We start from the raw sequence: 14,330 nt of genomic DNA, 5'->3' as shown, positions 1-14,330 counted from the left end.
TATGTATGATTTTTTATTTTTCTGGAACGGGTAACTCGCTTTATGCCGCTAAAAGTATTGCTCTGCACAATAATGAAGAATTAGTTTCCATATCCGCGGCTGTTAACACCGGAAATGAATGCTTTGAATACAGCCTGAAGGACAAGGAAAGGATTGGCTTTGTATTCCCGATCTATGCATGGGGGCCTCCCAAAATGGTGCTTGAATTTATAGGAAAGCTTAAGCTGAATCATTACCGCGACAACTACATCTTTTCGGTTGCAACTTGTGGAGGCAACATCGGAAATACGATGAAAGTGATGGACCGTTATTTGAAGAAAAAAGGGATGCATTTAAACGGTCAATTTAGCATTAAAATGCCAAACAACTATATTTTAATGGGTGATGTGGATTCAGAAAAGGTGGAAAAAGAAAAGCGATTCGCGGCGGATGAAACTTTGAAAAGGATCAATCCTACCATTGAACAAAGAACATCAGGAGAATTTGGTTTAGACAAAGGCTTGTTAGCGTGGCTGTTAACCGGGTTCGTTAATCCAATGTTTAATAAAAACGCGATGAATACCGTAAAATTTCATGTCAATGATCATTGTACCGGCTGCGGTATTTGTGAAAAGGTTTGTAATTGCAATACGATTCATCTTGTGAATAAAAAGCCGCAGTGGGGAAAGCGCTGTGCCCAATGCTTGGCGTGTATCCACTATTGTCCATCCAAAGCCATTCAATACGGAAAAAGCACCGAGAAAAAAGGGAGATATACCCATCCCGAAATTAGTTATCATGAAATTTCTATGAAGTAAATTGAGCTCAACCCTATTTAAAATCTAGTAATTGACAAAAAAATACCTGAATGTTATATTCTTTAACGGTACTCATAAATTACATATGTTTAGTAGGAATTAAATTGGCTAACTAGAAAGCTAGAGGCTGGATATTTATATATCCAGTCTTTTTCTTTAAAATTTTTTTATAAAGGAGCGTAATGGAATGAAAAAAACAACCGGCTTACTGCTTACACTTACCATCGCATTATTATCTCTCTCTCTTGCGGGCTGTGGGAATTCAGCATCTTCCACATCGAAAGACAGCGAAGAACCGAAATTTGTGAATGGAAAATTAACAAAGGAATTCGAGCTCAAAACACCGACTTTTACCGGATTCAACGAATTTATCATTGCTGACCTGAAAGGCTTTTTCAAAGAAGTGAATATCAAACCGGTATATACCGGAGTTCTGGCCCAAGGCTCCAATCTGGCTCAATCCGTTGTTAGAGGAGATAATGACCTATTTGGCTCCGGGCATCCGACCAATATCGCCGTTGCCCGTAAAGCAGGCGCAAAAATAAAAATTGTACTGCACAGTATGGTTGACAGCCCGGAAAATAATAAACTGCATATGACTTGGCTTGTGAAAGATGGAGGCAAAATCAATTCCCCCGCCGACCTTGTCGGGAAGAAGATCGCTGTAGGTAACCTCGGAGGCTGTGTAGACCTGTTAAACTCAGAATTTCTCAAGCAGAATAACATTCCCAAGGACAAAGTCGAAGTTGTCGTTATGAAAGATGAATTGCAGGAGCAGGCATTGAGGCAGGGAATCATCGATGTTGCGGTTGTCCATCCTCCTTATAATGTAAAAGCTGAAAATGCCGGAGGAGTAAAAGTACTTACTACCAGTTTTGATATTGGAACCAAAGCCGGAGACGGCACTATCGGCGGTTTGGCTGTTCGCGCCTTCAGTGAAGATTTCATCAAGAAGCATCCGGATGTAGTAAAGGCTTATATCGTTGCCGATCTGAAAGCCCAGCAATGGATTAACGACCACTACGAAGAAGCTTTAAAACTGGAGGCCGAGTATCTCAAGATTGATCCAAAAGACATGGCAGGTAATATTTATCCGAATCAATGGTGGGTCAAACCAGAACAAGTACAATGGTGGATTGATACCGCTTATAAGAATAAACTGGCAGGGTTCGAAAATCCGGGTGAAATCAAAGCAGAAGACCTCTTTACCAATGATTTGAATCCATATTACACCAAGGAATTGGCTATTCCTGCAAATAAATAATTTCGTTAAAGAAGATCGAAAATATCAAAGAATATAAAAAAAAAGACACAAGTAAGCAATCGCCTTTGTGTCTTTTTGATTATTTACAATCAGCCGCCGTTCGTCGTAAGCTCTTCCTTCCAGTGGGTAACACGCTTTTCAATTGCCTGAAGCGAATAATTAACGATCAGCCCTAAAATTGACATGGTGATGATTACAGCGAACATTTTGGGAATTTGATACTTGACTTCAGCATCAAACAAAAGAAATCCCAGACCTTTGCTCGCGCCAAGCATCTCAGCCGCTATCAATATCAGGATAGAAGTTGTAGCGCTCAGGCGGATTCCCGTAAAAATAGTTGGAAAAGCCGATGGCAGTATGACTTTAATAAACATTGTGAGAGGTGATGCGCCCATGGACCTTGCTGATTTGATTAAAAGCGGATCAACACTTTTTACCCCGGAAATTGTATTTAAAAGAATTGCCCATTGCACTCCCCAAAAAACGATAGCCACCTTGGAAATCTCGCCGATTCCGAACAAAAACATAAATACCGGCAGCAAAGCGATGGTTGAAGTCTGCCTGAAAGTTTGCAATAAAGGGTCCATATAAAATTCGAATCCTTTAAACCAGCCAATAATCAATCCTAACGGAATCGCTATTAGCAGTCCCAACCCAAAACCTAACACTGAGCGCTGTAGACTGATCAGGATATGTTTCTCAAGCTCGCCGGATAAAATAAGTGAAATAAGGGTCGTTATCACCTCAGAAAATGGGGGAATAAAAGATTGATCTACCCATCCCAACCGGGGTGAAATTTCCCAAATCAGCAAAAACCCCCCTATACCTAATAGCCGTCTTGATTCAAAAATCACCGTTTTTATTTTTTTAAAGTTCACAACAAATGCTCCTCCCTCTTCTAGTTCCATTACTTAAAATTAAAGAGGCAAAGCCTTATCCACAATAGATAGTAAAGCTTTGCCTCCAGTATTCTGGTCAACTTTTGTATAAAGTTTTCGATAATCTTCAGCATTATATTCTCTCAAAATATATTTATTCATAGTATTTTTATGAGTTTTATACAATATAATTATAGTATTATAAGCTGGAATCTTTGTCAATATATACGTATAAATGGATGATGCGAACTCGGGTGAAGCAGATCGCTATGGTGGAATGAGACAACTGTACTCATACGTCTTGCGATTCCTGCGCCCGGCGAACCCTTCGGGTTCGGACCCCAAAAAACATAAAAATGAAGAAGAGCCCCACTCCTAGGAGTGAGACTCTTCTTCATTTTTATGGAGCCTAGGGGGATCGAACCCCTGACCTCATCGCTGCCAGCGATGCGCTCTCCCAGCTGAGCTAAGGCCCCATGTTATCTAAATACAATATGCATGCATCGGCTTATTGGTGTCTTCTGCAATATCATGTTCCGCAGCCGACTTCTATATCATATAAAATTACGAGACCTATGTCAACAGTTTTTTAAAATTCTCTGGGGACCAAATCAGATTAATGTATCAATAGGAATATGCGAAAGACGTAAAGGACTGTTAAGCCTGGGCTTACAGTCCTTCCGTCTCCGTCGGGTTTTTGGAGAGGAGCGCATTCAGTTCCTTCATGAACATGTTGATGTCTTTGAACTGGCGGTACACCGACGCGAAGCGGACGTAAGCGACTTCATCCACCGGGTAGAGCTGTTCCATCACAAGTTCGCCGATTTGCCGGCTCTCGACCTCGGCTACGGCGATGCCGCGCAGCGATTTTTCAACCTCGGAGACGATCATCTCAAGCCGTTCTACGGATACGGGACGTTTTTCGCAGGCCCGGATCAGACCGCGCAAAATTTTGTCCCGGCTGAACTCCTCGCGGCTGCCATCCTTTTTGATAACGATCAGCGGGGTTTCCTCCACCATCTCAAACGTGGTGAAACGGCGGCTGCATCGCTCGCACTCTCGCCTGCGGCGTATGGATTTATTTTCGTTGGCCGGACGGGAGTCCAGTACTTTAGTGTTAGTATGGTCGCAGTATGGGCATTTCATGATCTATTCACTTCCTTTGCAAAGGGTATGGACTTTACCTTTCCAGAAAACACCTCTATTTATGAGTAATGAATGTGGCAAGTCCGGCGCATAATACAGTTACCAACCGATAGGAGGTGAAAAGAAATGGCACAAGCAAGCAATGGTAACTCCAGCTCTAACAATCTTGTCGTACCAAGAGCCAACGCTGCCTTGGAACAACTGAAATTTGAAGTTGCCCAAGAACTTGGTATCACTCTTTCTCCGGACGGATATCAAGGCAATAAAACTTCTTATGAGAACGGTTCGATCGGAGGATACATTACGAAACGTCTTGTAACTCTGGCCGAACAACAACTGGCAGGTCAATACCAATAACCTGTCCACATAAGCTTGCCGAAGAAGTGCCAAAGGGCCCAAGCGCCGGGCGGCACTTCTTTTCTCATTCATGCTTTGATGCACAGCTAAAAAACGCCCCCGTAGATCTCCGTATATTGATTGTAATAATAAATGACTCGCTGTACATAATGGCGGGTCTCGCCGAACGGAATATTTTTAATATCCCCTTCGCTGCCGTTCCATGAACCATCCGTGAGCCAGCGTTGAACCGTTCCGGGTCCGGCATTATAGGCCGCAATGACCGCTGTACGGTTACCGTCGAACTTCCCGGATAAGGTATGCAAATACCAGGTACCCAGTTCAATGTTGGCGGAAGGCTCGTTCTTGAGCCGGCTCATGGATACATCAGGGAGCTTGGCCTGTTCAAGCGCCCACTTGGCGGTATCAGGCATCAACTGCATCAGTCCGAGTGCTCCCTTTTTCGACTCGCGTCCGATCTTGTAGTTGGTCTCCACCCGGATGATTGCCGCTACAAGATAGGGGTCCACCTGATACGTCGAGCTGTGCTTGCGAATTTCTTCCTTATAATAAATCGGATAAAACCAGGACATCCAGTTCGTGCTGAGAAACAATATAGCGGTAAAGCCGAGAAATAACAGCAGCAGCACTCTTTTTTTCAGGAGCCATCTCAGCATGGAAGACCCAGCCTGTCCCACAAAACGACGATCTGCCGCTCGGTATCGGCAAGATCCCCGCTGTTATCAATGATATAATCGGCCTTGGATCGCTTGAGTTCAATATCCATTTGCGAGTTCAGCCGGGCCTCAGCCTGATCCTGTGTTAACCCGTTCCGTCTCTTCAGACGCTCAAGCTGTATCTCACGCGGAGTATACACAACCAAAATCCGTTCAAACATATCCTCAAGCCCCGACTCGAAGAGCAGCGGGATATCCACGATGATCAGGCGCTCAGGCGTTTCCCGCTCCATTGCCTGCATCCGTTCCCTGGTTTCCCTCCGGATTACCGGATGGGTCAGTCCATTCAGAGCCTTTAGGGCTTCAGGATCGTGAAAGACAATTTCGCCTAATTTCGGGCGGTTCAACGTTCCGTCAGGGAGAAGTATCCCCTTGCCAAAATATTCGGTAACGGCGGCCAGCACCTCGTGTCCGGGGAGCATGAGCTCCCGGGCAATGACGTCGGCGTCGACGAGCCTTGCCCCTTTCTTGATGAGAAGGGCGGACACGGTACTTTTTCCCGAGGCGATTCCCCCGGTTAAGCCCATAATCATGTTTTCACCTCATAACAGCTTCAATATTCCTATTGCAATCAAGAGCAGCGCAGGCAGCACCGAAGCGTGCTTCATCCAGGAGGTTCCGGCAAAACGCAGTCCCGTATGGAGCCCCAGAAGTAAAATACTGCCGCTAAACAGGGCAATAACTAGCGACGTCCACAGCGGATTAAACCCAAGGAGCGCGGCTCCAAGGCCCGTTCCAAAAGCGTCAAGCGAAAGGGCGACGCCCAACACAAGCGCTTCTGCCGGGGAAATGCTGCCCGATTTATCCAAGTCGGCCGAGGACGGAGTACGCAAAATTTGAATGACAATCCCCAGCCGCCGCAGCTCCAGGGAAAATACCGCAGATTTCTCCGGCTCTTTCTCCGGAGTACCATCTGTTACTGCAAGAATATCCGGACTGTGATTCTCTGCGTCCCCCGGCATCCCGTCAGTTTCCTCTTCCGCCTTATCTTCATCCCTCTGCACAACCAGCTGCACTAGCGACCAGCAACCCATAAGAAGGATAATGACCGCCCCGATTAGGGAAGCAATATGAGGCGAGACGACTTTGGCCAGCAGCACGCCGACCTGCATCGAGACGCACATCACAACTCCCGAACAGAGCGAAATAATAAGCACGGAGGGCAGAGGTATTTTCAATTTGCGCAATCCGTATGTAATACCTACACCGAAACCGTCCAGACTCAGAGCAAATGCCAACAGCAGCAGTGAAAAAATGGGGCTGATCACCCGCAATCCCTCCCGTGAAGAACCGAAACCTCCGATGCATAAAGACGGAAGCCGTCGGGTCGCAAATGTAGCATTCTTCACACAGTATATGGGCGGGATGGGCTGTGGGTGTCAACCTTTATGAAAAAATGCAAAACACGAAGAAAACCGGCGTAATTCAGCGAAAAATAACTGGCTCTCAGGTTTAAAGCAGCGGCTGGCAGCTTGGACAAAAATGCGTCCCGCGTCCGCCGACTACGCTCTTCTCGACCACGGACCCGCAGGAATAGCAGGTCTGGTCTTTGCGGCCGTAGATCAGCAGCTTATGTTGGTAGCTTCCGCTCACCCCTTGGCCGTTCACGTACGATTTGACCGAGGAGCCGCCTGCATTTACCGCTTCCGTCAGTGTGGCGACAATCGCCTGATGAAGACGGTCCAATTGCTCTGCAGTCAGTGATTTGGCAGCCGTCTCCGGATGGATACCGGCCCGGTGCAGGGACTCATCCACATAAATATTGCCGATGCCGACCACATATGCCTGATTGAGCAGCAAAGGCTTGATTTTTGTATTTTTCCCGGACAATAAATCTCTAAACGCTTCGGGTGTAAATTTCGGGTCCAGCGGTTCGAGTCCCAGCTTGTTCAGCGGAGGAAGGCTGAGATCTTCTCCAGGCAGGAACAAATCCATGGTGCCGAACTGCCTTACATCCGTATAGCGAAGCTCGGTCCCATCCTCAAAATAAAAAATCACATGTGTATGCTTATCTAAAGGCTCCCCAGCCGCATACAATCCGTACCGTCCTTCCATCCGCAGATGGGAGACAAGCACCAGACCGTCCAGCAGAAAGCGCAAAAATTTGCCGCGGCGCTCCACACGCTCGATCGTATGGCCTTCCAGCATAGTTTCAAACATTCGAATATCGTCCGGACGCCGGATAATACGCGGCAGCCGGACGGTGACTTTCTGTATTCTTTTTCCTTGTACCAAGGTGTTCAATGTTCTCTTGACGGTCTCTACTTCCGGTAATTCCGGCATGATGTCTTCACCTCTTCTCCATTATACCGGATAAGCCTGGCACGCGGGGCCTTTATTTCGCTTCATACCAGTTGCGGCCATAACTTACCTCCGCTTTGAGCGGAACGGACAGCTTCAGCGCGCCTTCCATGACTTCGGGCACGAGCTTTTTCATCGTTTCCAGCTCGTCCTCCGGCACCTCGAACACCAATTCGTCATGCACCTGAAGCAGCATGCGGCTCTTCAGCTTACGCTCGAACAAAGCCCGGTCCATATGGATCATCGCCAGCTTGATAATATCGGCCGCGGTTCCTTGAATCGGCGTATTCATCGCTGTCCGCTCGGCAAAGGAGCGCAGATTGAAGTTGCTCGCATTAATCTCCGGCAGATAGCGGCGGCGCTCTAGCAGCGTGGTGACGTAGCCCGCTTTGCGCGCTTCGCGGACAATCTCGTCCATGTAGCGGCGCACGCCCTGGAACACCTCGAAATACTGCTCGATGAACCTTGCGGCTTCCTTCCGGGTGATATTCAGGTTCTGGGAAAGGCCGTAATCGCTGATCCCGTATACGATGCCGAAATTGACCGCTTTAGCGGAACGCCGCATGTTGCCGTCGACCGCTTCGGCAGGAACGCCAAATACGTCCATGGCCGTCTTGGTATGAATATCCATATCATGCAAAAAGGCTTCCTTCAGCCTTGCGTCGTCCGAAATATGCGCAAGCACCCGCAGCTCAATCTGCGAATAGTCGGCCGCCAGAATCGACCAGCCCGGCTCGGAGGGCACGAATACTTTGCGGATTTTGCGGCCTTCCTCCAGCCGGATCGGGATGTTCTGCAGGTTCGGGAACTGGCTGCTCAGCCGTCCGGTCGCCGCAATCGTCTGGCGGTAGAAGGTGTGCACCTTACCCGTTGACGGGGCAATTTCCTTCAGCAGCCCTTCCACGTAGGTGGACTGCAGCTTCGCAAGCGTGCGGTACTGCAAAATCTTCTGCACGATTTCATGGTAAGGCTCCAGCTTCTCCAGCACTTCGGCATCGGTGGAATAGCCGGTCTTTGTCTTCTTGATGACGGGCAGGCCCAGCTTATCGAATAAAATCTCCCCGAGCTGCTTCGTCGAATTCAAATTGAATTCCGTACCCGCGATTTCGTAGATTTGCTCAACGAGGCCCGAGATCGTGCTTTCAAACTCCCGGCCCAGTTCCTTAAGACCGTCCATATTGACGGCAATCCCCTGCTTCTCCATGTCAGCCAAAATGCGCGAAAGCGGCATTTCCAGATCATGAAACAGCCCTGACATCGCTGTATCGGTCAAATCTTTCTCCTGCTTCGGCACAAGGCCAAGCACAGCCGCGCTCTTGGCGGCGACATGCGCGCCGAGCGTGTCCAGCTCCGGCACCTTGTATTTGGCTCCCTTGCCAAACACCTCTTCGTCCGGCGCAAGGCGCGGCAGCCCGTATTTGGCGACAAGGTCGCTGAGGTTCTGATTGGCCTCGGTTGGGTCAAGCAGGTATGCTGCGAGCTGCACATCATGCGCCGCTCCGGCGAAGGGTATGCCCTGCCAATGCAGCGCCAAGTCCGTGCGGTGCAGGTCGTAGCCGTTCTTCGGCGCATGCTCGTCAGCCAGCCAATCGCGCAAGCCTGCCGCAGCGTCGCTCTTCAGCAGCTTGAACGGTACAAAATAATGCCGCTGCGGCGTCGACACCGCCAGACCGATAACTTCGGAGCGGTGCGGGTTCTCGCCGTTCGTCTCCACATGCAGCGCCTTCACATCCGTCAGCGCGGCCGTCAGTTCTTCAAGCTCAGGTTCGCCAGCAATGACGATGTCCAAATCGTCAGCTTTGGGAGCGGTCTCTTCGTTCACTGGGGCGTTCCCGCTCAAGGAAAGCCGCTCCAGCAGCGACTTGAACTCCAGCTTCGCCAGCGCAGGTCCGGCTGTGTCTTTCTTGAGACCCTGAAAGGCCATATCCTCCCAAGAATGCGTCAGCGGCACCTCACGGTAAATGGTCGCCAGCTTTTTGCTCATGATCGCGTCGTCGGCATGCGCCTCCAGCTTCTCCTTCATCTTGCCCTTCAGCTCGCCCGTTCCCGCGATTACTCCCTCTACGGAACCGAACTGGGCAAGCAGCTTAAGGGCGGTCTTCTCGCCGACACCCGGTACGCCGGGAATGTTGTCGCTCGCATCGCCCATCAGCCCTTTGAGGTCGATGATCTGCTGCGGCGTCAAATCATACTTTTCACGGATTTGCTCCGGACCGTACAGCTCAATATCGGTGACGCCCTTGCGGATCAGCGCGATGGTCGTATGCTCCGACGCCAGCTGCAGCATGTCCTTATCCCCCGATACGATCATCACCTGGCGTCCTACCTCGTCCGCCTGCCGGGAGATACTGCCGATAATATCGTCCGCTTCATAATTCTCAATCTCAAACTGTGGCACGCCCAGATCCCGCAGAAGACCTTTGAGGAGCGGGAACTGCTCCGACAGCTCGGGCGGCGTCTTCTGTCGTCCGCCCTTGTACTCCTGGTAACCTTCGTGCCGGAAGGTGACCTTTCCCGCGTCGAACGCGACGATCAGATGCGTCGGTTTATGCTCCTCAATCAGCCGCAGCAGCATTGTAGTAAAGCCGTACACGGCATTGGTCTGCTGCCCCGCTGTATTGGTCAAAGGAGGCATGGCGAAGAATGCGCGGTAAATGACATTATTTCCATCTATAAGAATCAGCTTGTCCATTTTGCACCTCGTCTTTTATTGCTTATCCTTTACATTTTACCACATGGCCCGCCCAAATAGCCCATCAAAGTGCCGCAGCGGCTTCAAAGCTTACTCATACTGTGAAAAAAGAAGAAAGCGCCCTCGCCGCTCTGCGGCAATGATGCGCTTTCTCTTATAGCCATATTCGGCGTATTCGCCAAACGGCCTGGCAGTTTGCTACATATTTAAGTCCGGACGCTTACCTGTTACCAAATAAACGACGCTTTCCCCGATGTTGGTCGCATGATCGGCAATCCGCTCAATGTACCGCCCAACCAGCGTAAGCAGCATCGCTTGAGAGACCGATTCGGGCTTCTCAATCATATAGCTATACAAATCATTGATCATGGAGCTGTACAAATGATCGACCTGATCATCGTCCATTGCCATTTTATGCGCCAGATCGGTATTCTCGTCCAGATAGGCGGTGATGGCTTCACTGGTCATGAGTGTAACAATTTCAGCCATACGGGGAATGTCAACCAGCGGTTTGATCAGATCTTGGCCTTGGATACGGAGAGTCACCTTAGCCACGTCCAGCGCTAAATCACCCATCCGCTCAAGATCGCTTGATATTCTAAAAGCAACGATTATTCTGCGTAAATCCTTGGCTACCGGCTGCTGTGTGACGATAAGACGCGAGCCGATATCCATAATCTTTTCTTCCAATTCATTTAGATGAACGTCTGCCTGCACAATTTCTTGCGCCCTGGACGTATCAAGCTTCTGCAAGGAAAGGACGGCTCCTTCGAGCGCGTCGATGACATGCTCAGCCATCTGCCGCAGCAGATTCCGCAGTTCGTCAAGATTTTTGTCCAATTCCACTCTTCGAATCATAATTAGAGCGATCCTCCTCGAATCAATAGGTCAATCCGGGTAGGCCAAGCGGGTACTTCCCCTACGAGAAGCCATACTTTAACCGAATCTGCCGGAAATGTAATCTTCGGTGCGCGAATCTTTAGGATTCGAGAATAGCTGCTCCGTGTCCGCCGCTTCGACGATCACGCCGTTCAGGAAGAACACCGTTCTGCCCGATACTCGCGCAGCTTGATGCATATTATGCGTAACCATGACAATCGTATACCGGTCCCGCAGTTCCTGAACAAGCTCTTCGATCTTCTGTGTCGAGACCGGATCAAGCGCGGAAGTCGCTTCGTCCATCAGCAGAATATCAGGCTGTACGGCAAGGGCTCTGGCAATACAGAGCCGCTGCTGCTGTCCGCCGGACAGACTAAGCGCCGATTTCTTCAGGAAGTCCTTAACTTCGTCCCATAGGGCCGCTTGGCGCAGACTTTGCTCCACCAGCTCGTCGAGTTCGGCCTTGGGAGGCTTGCCGTGCAGTCTCGGTCCGTAAGCAACATTATCGTATATCGATTTTGGAAAAGGATTCGGCTGCTGAAAAACCATCCCCACTTGCTTGCGCAAGCTTTCTACCTCTACATCGCCGCCATAAATATCCTTGTCGCCGATCAGAACCTTACCTTCGATCCGCGTTCCCGGAATCATATCGTTCATCCGGTTCAAGGTGCGCAGCAGCGTCGATTTACCGCAGCCGGACGGTCCGATGAACGCGGTAACCGCCTTCTCCGGAATTTGCAAGTCCATGCCTTTAAGCGCATGAAAGGACTCGTAGTAGAGATCCAGCTTTTCTATATTAATGATGGTCTTCTGCTCTATGTCAATGACGGACTTCATTATGTGCGCGTCTCCTTCTCATCATCTTCCGTACAATAATAAGCCATGATTGTAAATACCGCTCCAGATAAATGTTAACGCTCTGTAAAATCACTCATTGCAAGCAGCCGTCCCTTGACCTCCTGAGCCCGGTCCGCACTTTGTTGAACGAGCAGGCAAGCGGCTTCGTCCGCCCTCTCAACGGTAGAAACTGCCGTTTGAAGGCTTGCGAAGAGCCGCTTCGCGGCCGCTATTTCTTCCGCACTGCCGCCGATATCGCCCGCAGCGGCTCCAGTAAGCTCTGCGGTGCGGGCGGCCTGATCCCCAATGGTTCCAAGCAGCGAAGAAATGCTTGCCGTCAACAGCCGGGTATGACGGGCAAGATTTCGCACCTCATCAGCCACAACTTGAAAGCCCCGTCCATGTTCGCCTGCGTGGGCGGCCTCAATGGAGGCGTTCAGCGCAAGTAATTCGCTGGTTGCGGCAATACCGTCAATCTCTCCTGTCAAAGAAGCGATCTCCGTCACATTCTTCAGCAGCTCATCAACTTGGCTGCGCTGCTCGGTGATTCGCTCCTCAACCCGTAAATATGAAGTATGTACATGACCCAGTTTCCCGGAGCCGGCGTCAATCCACTGCTCCATACGGCTGCACTCCGCACGGGCCGTTTCAGCGGCAGCCGCAGCTTCCTGCAGCGCCGACTCCATCTCGCCGACATGGTCGCAGCTTCCTTCTACAGCAAGGCGGCGTTCCTGCTCCGCCCGCTCCTGAAGCCTTCCGGAGAGCGCCATCAGATCCCTCACCGTCAATACGCCCTTCAGCTTTCCATTCTCCGTGACGATGACGCAGTCGTAGAATTGTTCTTCTTTCCGCTGCAAAGCCTTAGCGATCAGTTCGGAAGGCGAAGCTGAAGACTCCACCACAAGCGCATCTTTATCGGCAAAACGGGATGCCGGACGTGAATAGAACAGCTCCGCCGAGAATCTGCCTGACAGCTGGCGGTGAAAGTAATCCCGCATGAGAAGACCGGCTGGTCGTTCCTCTTCGTCCCTGACGACCAGGCATGGAGCGTTCAAGTTGTCACGAAATACCGCCAGCGCCTCCAGGCACTCGAGCTGCAGGTCGATCTCCGGAACACTGATGCAGTAATCCGCCAGCGATATGGCGGAAGGCCGGGCTGACGTCTCCTCCTTGCTGTTCGTATCCAATGGCAAGACAGTCTCACGATCTTTCGTTATTACGTAAGTCTCAATTCCCATTTCATCTCCCGCCTCCCCTACAAACTCTGCCGTTGCCGCTATCGGTAGGGCTTGGGTCCGTGAAGCAGCCGTCCGCGCTGCATCGGGATGTACTGCGTCTAATGACAAGGCACCCGTCTGCGCCGCCATTCTTTTTTGCCTGAGCAGATGTTCATTCCGTCCGATTTCCTGGCGTTTTAATGTAAGTTTGTCTTTTGCCGCCGCATCGGTACTTCTGTCCGTCCCTCCTCCACTCAGCTTGCCCCGCTCTTCCTCAACCGTTGTGAGTGAACCCAATGCACATTCCTCCTGCATGACTATTATGTTCATAGCGTATCAATCAAATGTCATAGGAATATTTTCTTACCGTTAATGAAATGTGACTGAAAACGCACGTCTATCACAAGGGTAAAAGAAAACGGCTTCTAATAAAAAAAGAACCCCGGGTCTCAGTTAAATGACCGGAGTTCTTTGTTTGTTGACGACCAGTTTGTAGCCGACTCCGCGGATGGAGTCGATATGTACCGACTCGGGGTCCAGCTCCAGCTTCTTGCGCAGCGAACTGACATGAACATCCACCGTACGCTGCCCGCCGATGTAATCGAACCCCCAAACGGCGTTCATCAAATCGTCTCTTGTCAATACAACGCCCGGCTTGCGGGCCAAATACAGCAGAACCTCAAATTCCTTGGGACGAAGATTAATGCTCTGCCCGCCCAATGTCACTTCGTATCGTTCAGGATAAATTTCAAGCTGGCCCAAAATAATGGTGGAATCATTCTCTCCGGTTCTAGGCTGCGGCTCTTCCGATATGCCCGTGATGCGGCGGAGCACGGCGCTGACTCTGGCGAGCAGCTCGGATACGCCGAAAGGCTTCGTCATGTAATCATCCGCTCCCGATTTCAACCCGCGAACGACATCCTCTTCGGTATTCTTTGCCGTCAGTACGATAATGGGGGTTGTAATCCCTTGGCCGCGCAGTTTATCCAGAATATCAATCCCGTTCATCCCCGGCAGCATGAGATCCAGCACAATCAAATCAAAATGCTCCCTGACCGCCCGGTCATAGCCCGCCGTTCCGTGATCCTCATGTGCCACCTCATACCCTTCCTGCGTCAAATTGTATGACAACAGCCGGGCCAAAGTCGGTTCGTCTTCGATGACAAGCAATCGTTGTGCCATAGTTTCCCCCGTCTTCATAATTTTTGACAAGCCAATCATATCATCGGAATGTTATCCCAGTGTA

At 50.1% G+C, this 14,330-nt stretch carries 14 protein-coding genes and 1 tRNA gene; 3 read left to right on the top strand and 12 right to left on the bottom strand.

From position 1 onward, the window contains the following. Positions 1-5: 5 nt before the first annotated feature. Both VK70_RS05540 and VK70_RS05535 read left to right on the top strand, forming a co-directional pair. Positions 6-797 (top strand): EFR1 family ferrodoxin, encoded by a 792-nt coding sequence (locus VK70_RS05540; protein WP_025695163.1) that lies wholly within the window; start codon positions 6-8, stop codon positions 795-797. 187 nt (positions 798-984) lie between these two features. Continuing rightward, complete coding sequence (locus VK70_RS05535) at positions 985-2,061, top strand: ABC transporter substrate-binding protein (RefSeq protein ID WP_025695164.1); 1,077 nt, start codon at positions 985-987, stop codon at positions 2,059-2,061. Between the two features lie 89 nt (positions 2,062-2,150). Here the strand turns inward: VK70_RS05535 and VK70_RS05530 are convergent, their stop codons facing one another. The 3 genes from VK70_RS05530 to nrdR all read right to left on the bottom strand — a co-directional run bounded on the left by VK70_RS05530 (position 2,151) and on the right by nrdR (position 4,085). After that, entirely contained in the window at positions 2,151-2,939 is a 789-nt protein-coding gene (locus VK70_RS05530) for an ABC transporter permease (protein ID WP_025695165.1), read from the bottom strand. A 403-nt stretch (positions 2,940-3,342) separates the two neighbouring features. After that, positions 3,343-3,415 (bottom strand) — tRNA-Ala (locus VK70_RS05525). Positions 3,416-3,608: 193 nt separating this feature from the next. Then, positions 3,609-4,085 (bottom strand): transcriptional regulator NrdR, encoded by a 477-nt coding sequence (gene nrdR, locus VK70_RS05520; protein WP_025695166.1) that lies wholly within the window; start codon positions 4,083-4,085, stop codon positions 3,609-3,611. 126 nt (positions 4,086-4,211) lie between these two features. Here nrdR and VK70_RS05515 point away from each other — a divergent pair, with 126 nt between their 5' ends. Beyond that, positions 4,212-4,442 carry an alpha/beta-type small acid-soluble spore protein gene (locus tag VK70_RS05515; protein ID WP_025695167.1) on the top strand — a complete coding sequence of 77 codons (231 nt, stop codon included), beginning with the start codon at positions 4,212-4,214 and terminating at the stop codon, positions 4,440-4,442. A gap of 86 nt (positions 4,443-4,528) precedes the next feature. On the opposite strand, the gene VK70_RS05510 is transcribed toward VK70_RS05515, so the two are convergent. The 9 genes from VK70_RS05510 to VK70_RS05470 form a co-directional block, all read right to left on the bottom strand. Next, entirely contained in the window at positions 4,529-5,098 is a 570-nt protein-coding gene (locus VK70_RS05510; protein ID WP_411431692.1) for a lytic transglycosylase domain-containing protein, read from the bottom strand. Further along, positions 5,092-5,691: a dephospho-CoA kinase gene (gene coaE, locus VK70_RS05505; RefSeq protein ID WP_025695169.1), complete on the bottom strand. Its 600-nt coding sequence runs from the start codon at positions 5,689-5,691 to the stop codon at positions 5,092-5,094. Before coaE ends, VK70_RS05510 begins: the two co-directional genes overlap by 7 nt. Positions 5,692-5,700: 9 nt before the next feature. Continuing rightward, positions 5,701-6,426 (bottom strand): MntP/YtaF family protein, encoded by a 726-nt coding sequence (locus VK70_RS05500; RefSeq protein WP_025695170.1) that lies wholly within the window; start codon positions 6,424-6,426, stop codon positions 5,701-5,703. 184 nt (positions 6,427-6,610) lie between these two features. After that, the gene (gene mutM, locus VK70_RS05495) at positions 6,611-7,441 is read right to left on the bottom strand and encodes a DNA-formamidopyrimidine glycosylase (RefSeq protein ID WP_025695171.1); all 831 of its coding nucleotides are present in this window, start codon (positions 7,439-7,441) and stop codon (positions 6,611-6,613) included. A gap of 52 nt (positions 7,442-7,493) precedes the next feature. Next, complete coding sequence (gene polA / locus VK70_RS05490) at positions 7,494-10,151, bottom strand: DNA polymerase I (protein WP_025695172.1); 2,658 nt, start codon at positions 10,149-10,151, stop codon at positions 7,494-7,496. A 198-nt stretch (positions 10,152-10,349) separates the two neighbouring features. After that, entirely contained in the window at positions 10,350-11,009 is a 660-nt protein-coding gene (phoU, locus tag VK70_RS05485) for a phosphate signaling complex protein PhoU (protein WP_046722949.1), read from the bottom strand. Between the two features lie 78 nt (positions 11,010-11,087). Further along, positions 11,088-11,867, bottom strand: coding sequence for a phosphate ABC transporter ATP-binding protein PstB (pstB, locus tag VK70_RS05480; protein WP_025695827.1), 780 nt, complete (start codon positions 11,865-11,867; stop codon positions 11,088-11,090). 74 nt (positions 11,868-11,941) lie between these two features. After that, positions 11,942-13,381, bottom strand: a complete 1,440-nt coding sequence (locus VK70_RS05475; protein ID WP_052755982.1) for a methyl-accepting chemotaxis protein — start codon at positions 13,379-13,381, stop codon at positions 11,942-11,944. A 156-nt stretch (positions 13,382-13,537) separates the two neighbouring features. After that, positions 13,538-14,266, bottom strand: coding sequence for a response regulator transcription factor (locus VK70_RS05470; RefSeq protein WP_025698548.1), 729 nt, complete (start codon positions 14,264-14,266; stop codon positions 13,538-13,540). Positions 14,267-14,330: the final 64 nt, after the last annotated feature.

It is taken from the genome of Paenibacillus durus ATCC 35681 (assembly GCF_000993825.1).
Lineage (GTDB): Bacteria > Bacillota > Bacilli > Paenibacillales > Paenibacillaceae > Paenibacillus_AQ > Paenibacillus_AQ durus_B.
This window is presented reverse-complemented; position numbering and strand designations above follow the sequence as displayed.

Coding starts and splice junctions, on each gene's coding strand:
- VK70_RS05540 (WP_025695163.1), top strand. CDS start 6: ATGATTTTTTATTTTTCTGGAACGGGTAACTCGCTTTATGCCGCTAAA.
- VK70_RS05535 (WP_025695164.1), top strand. CDS start 985: ATGAAAAAAACAACCGGCTTACTGCTTACACTTACCATCGCATTATTA.
- nrdR (WP_025695166.1), bottom strand. CDS start 4,085: ATGAAATGCCCATACTGCGACCATACTAACACTAAAGTACTGGACTCC.
- VK70_RS05515 (WP_025695167.1), top strand. CDS start 4,212: ATGGCACAAGCAAGCAATGGTAACTCCAGCTCTAACAATCTTGTCGTA.
- VK70_RS05510 (WP_411431692.1), bottom strand. CDS start 5,098: ATGCTGAGATGGCTCCTGAAAAAAAGAGTGCTGCTGCTGTTATTTCTC.
- coaE (WP_025695169.1), bottom strand. CDS start 5,691: ATGATTATGGGCTTAACCGGGGGAATCGCCTCGGGAAAAAGTACCGTG.
- mutM (WP_025695171.1), bottom strand. CDS start 7,441: ATGCCGGAATTACCGGAAGTAGAGACCGTCAAGAGAACATTGAACACC.
- polA (WP_025695172.1), bottom strand. CDS start 10,151: ATGGACAAGCTGATTCTTATAGATGGAAATAATGTCATTTACCGCGCA.
- phoU (WP_046722949.1), bottom strand. CDS start 11,009: ATGATTCGAAGAGTGGAATTGGACAAAAATCTTGACGAACTGCGGAAT.
- pstB (WP_025695827.1), bottom strand. CDS start 11,867: ATGAAGTCCGTCATTGACATAGAGCAGAAGACCATCATTAATATAGAA.
- VK70_RS05470 (WP_025698548.1), bottom strand. CDS start 14,266: ATGGCACAACGATTGCTTGTCATCGAAGACGAACCGACTTTGGCCCGG.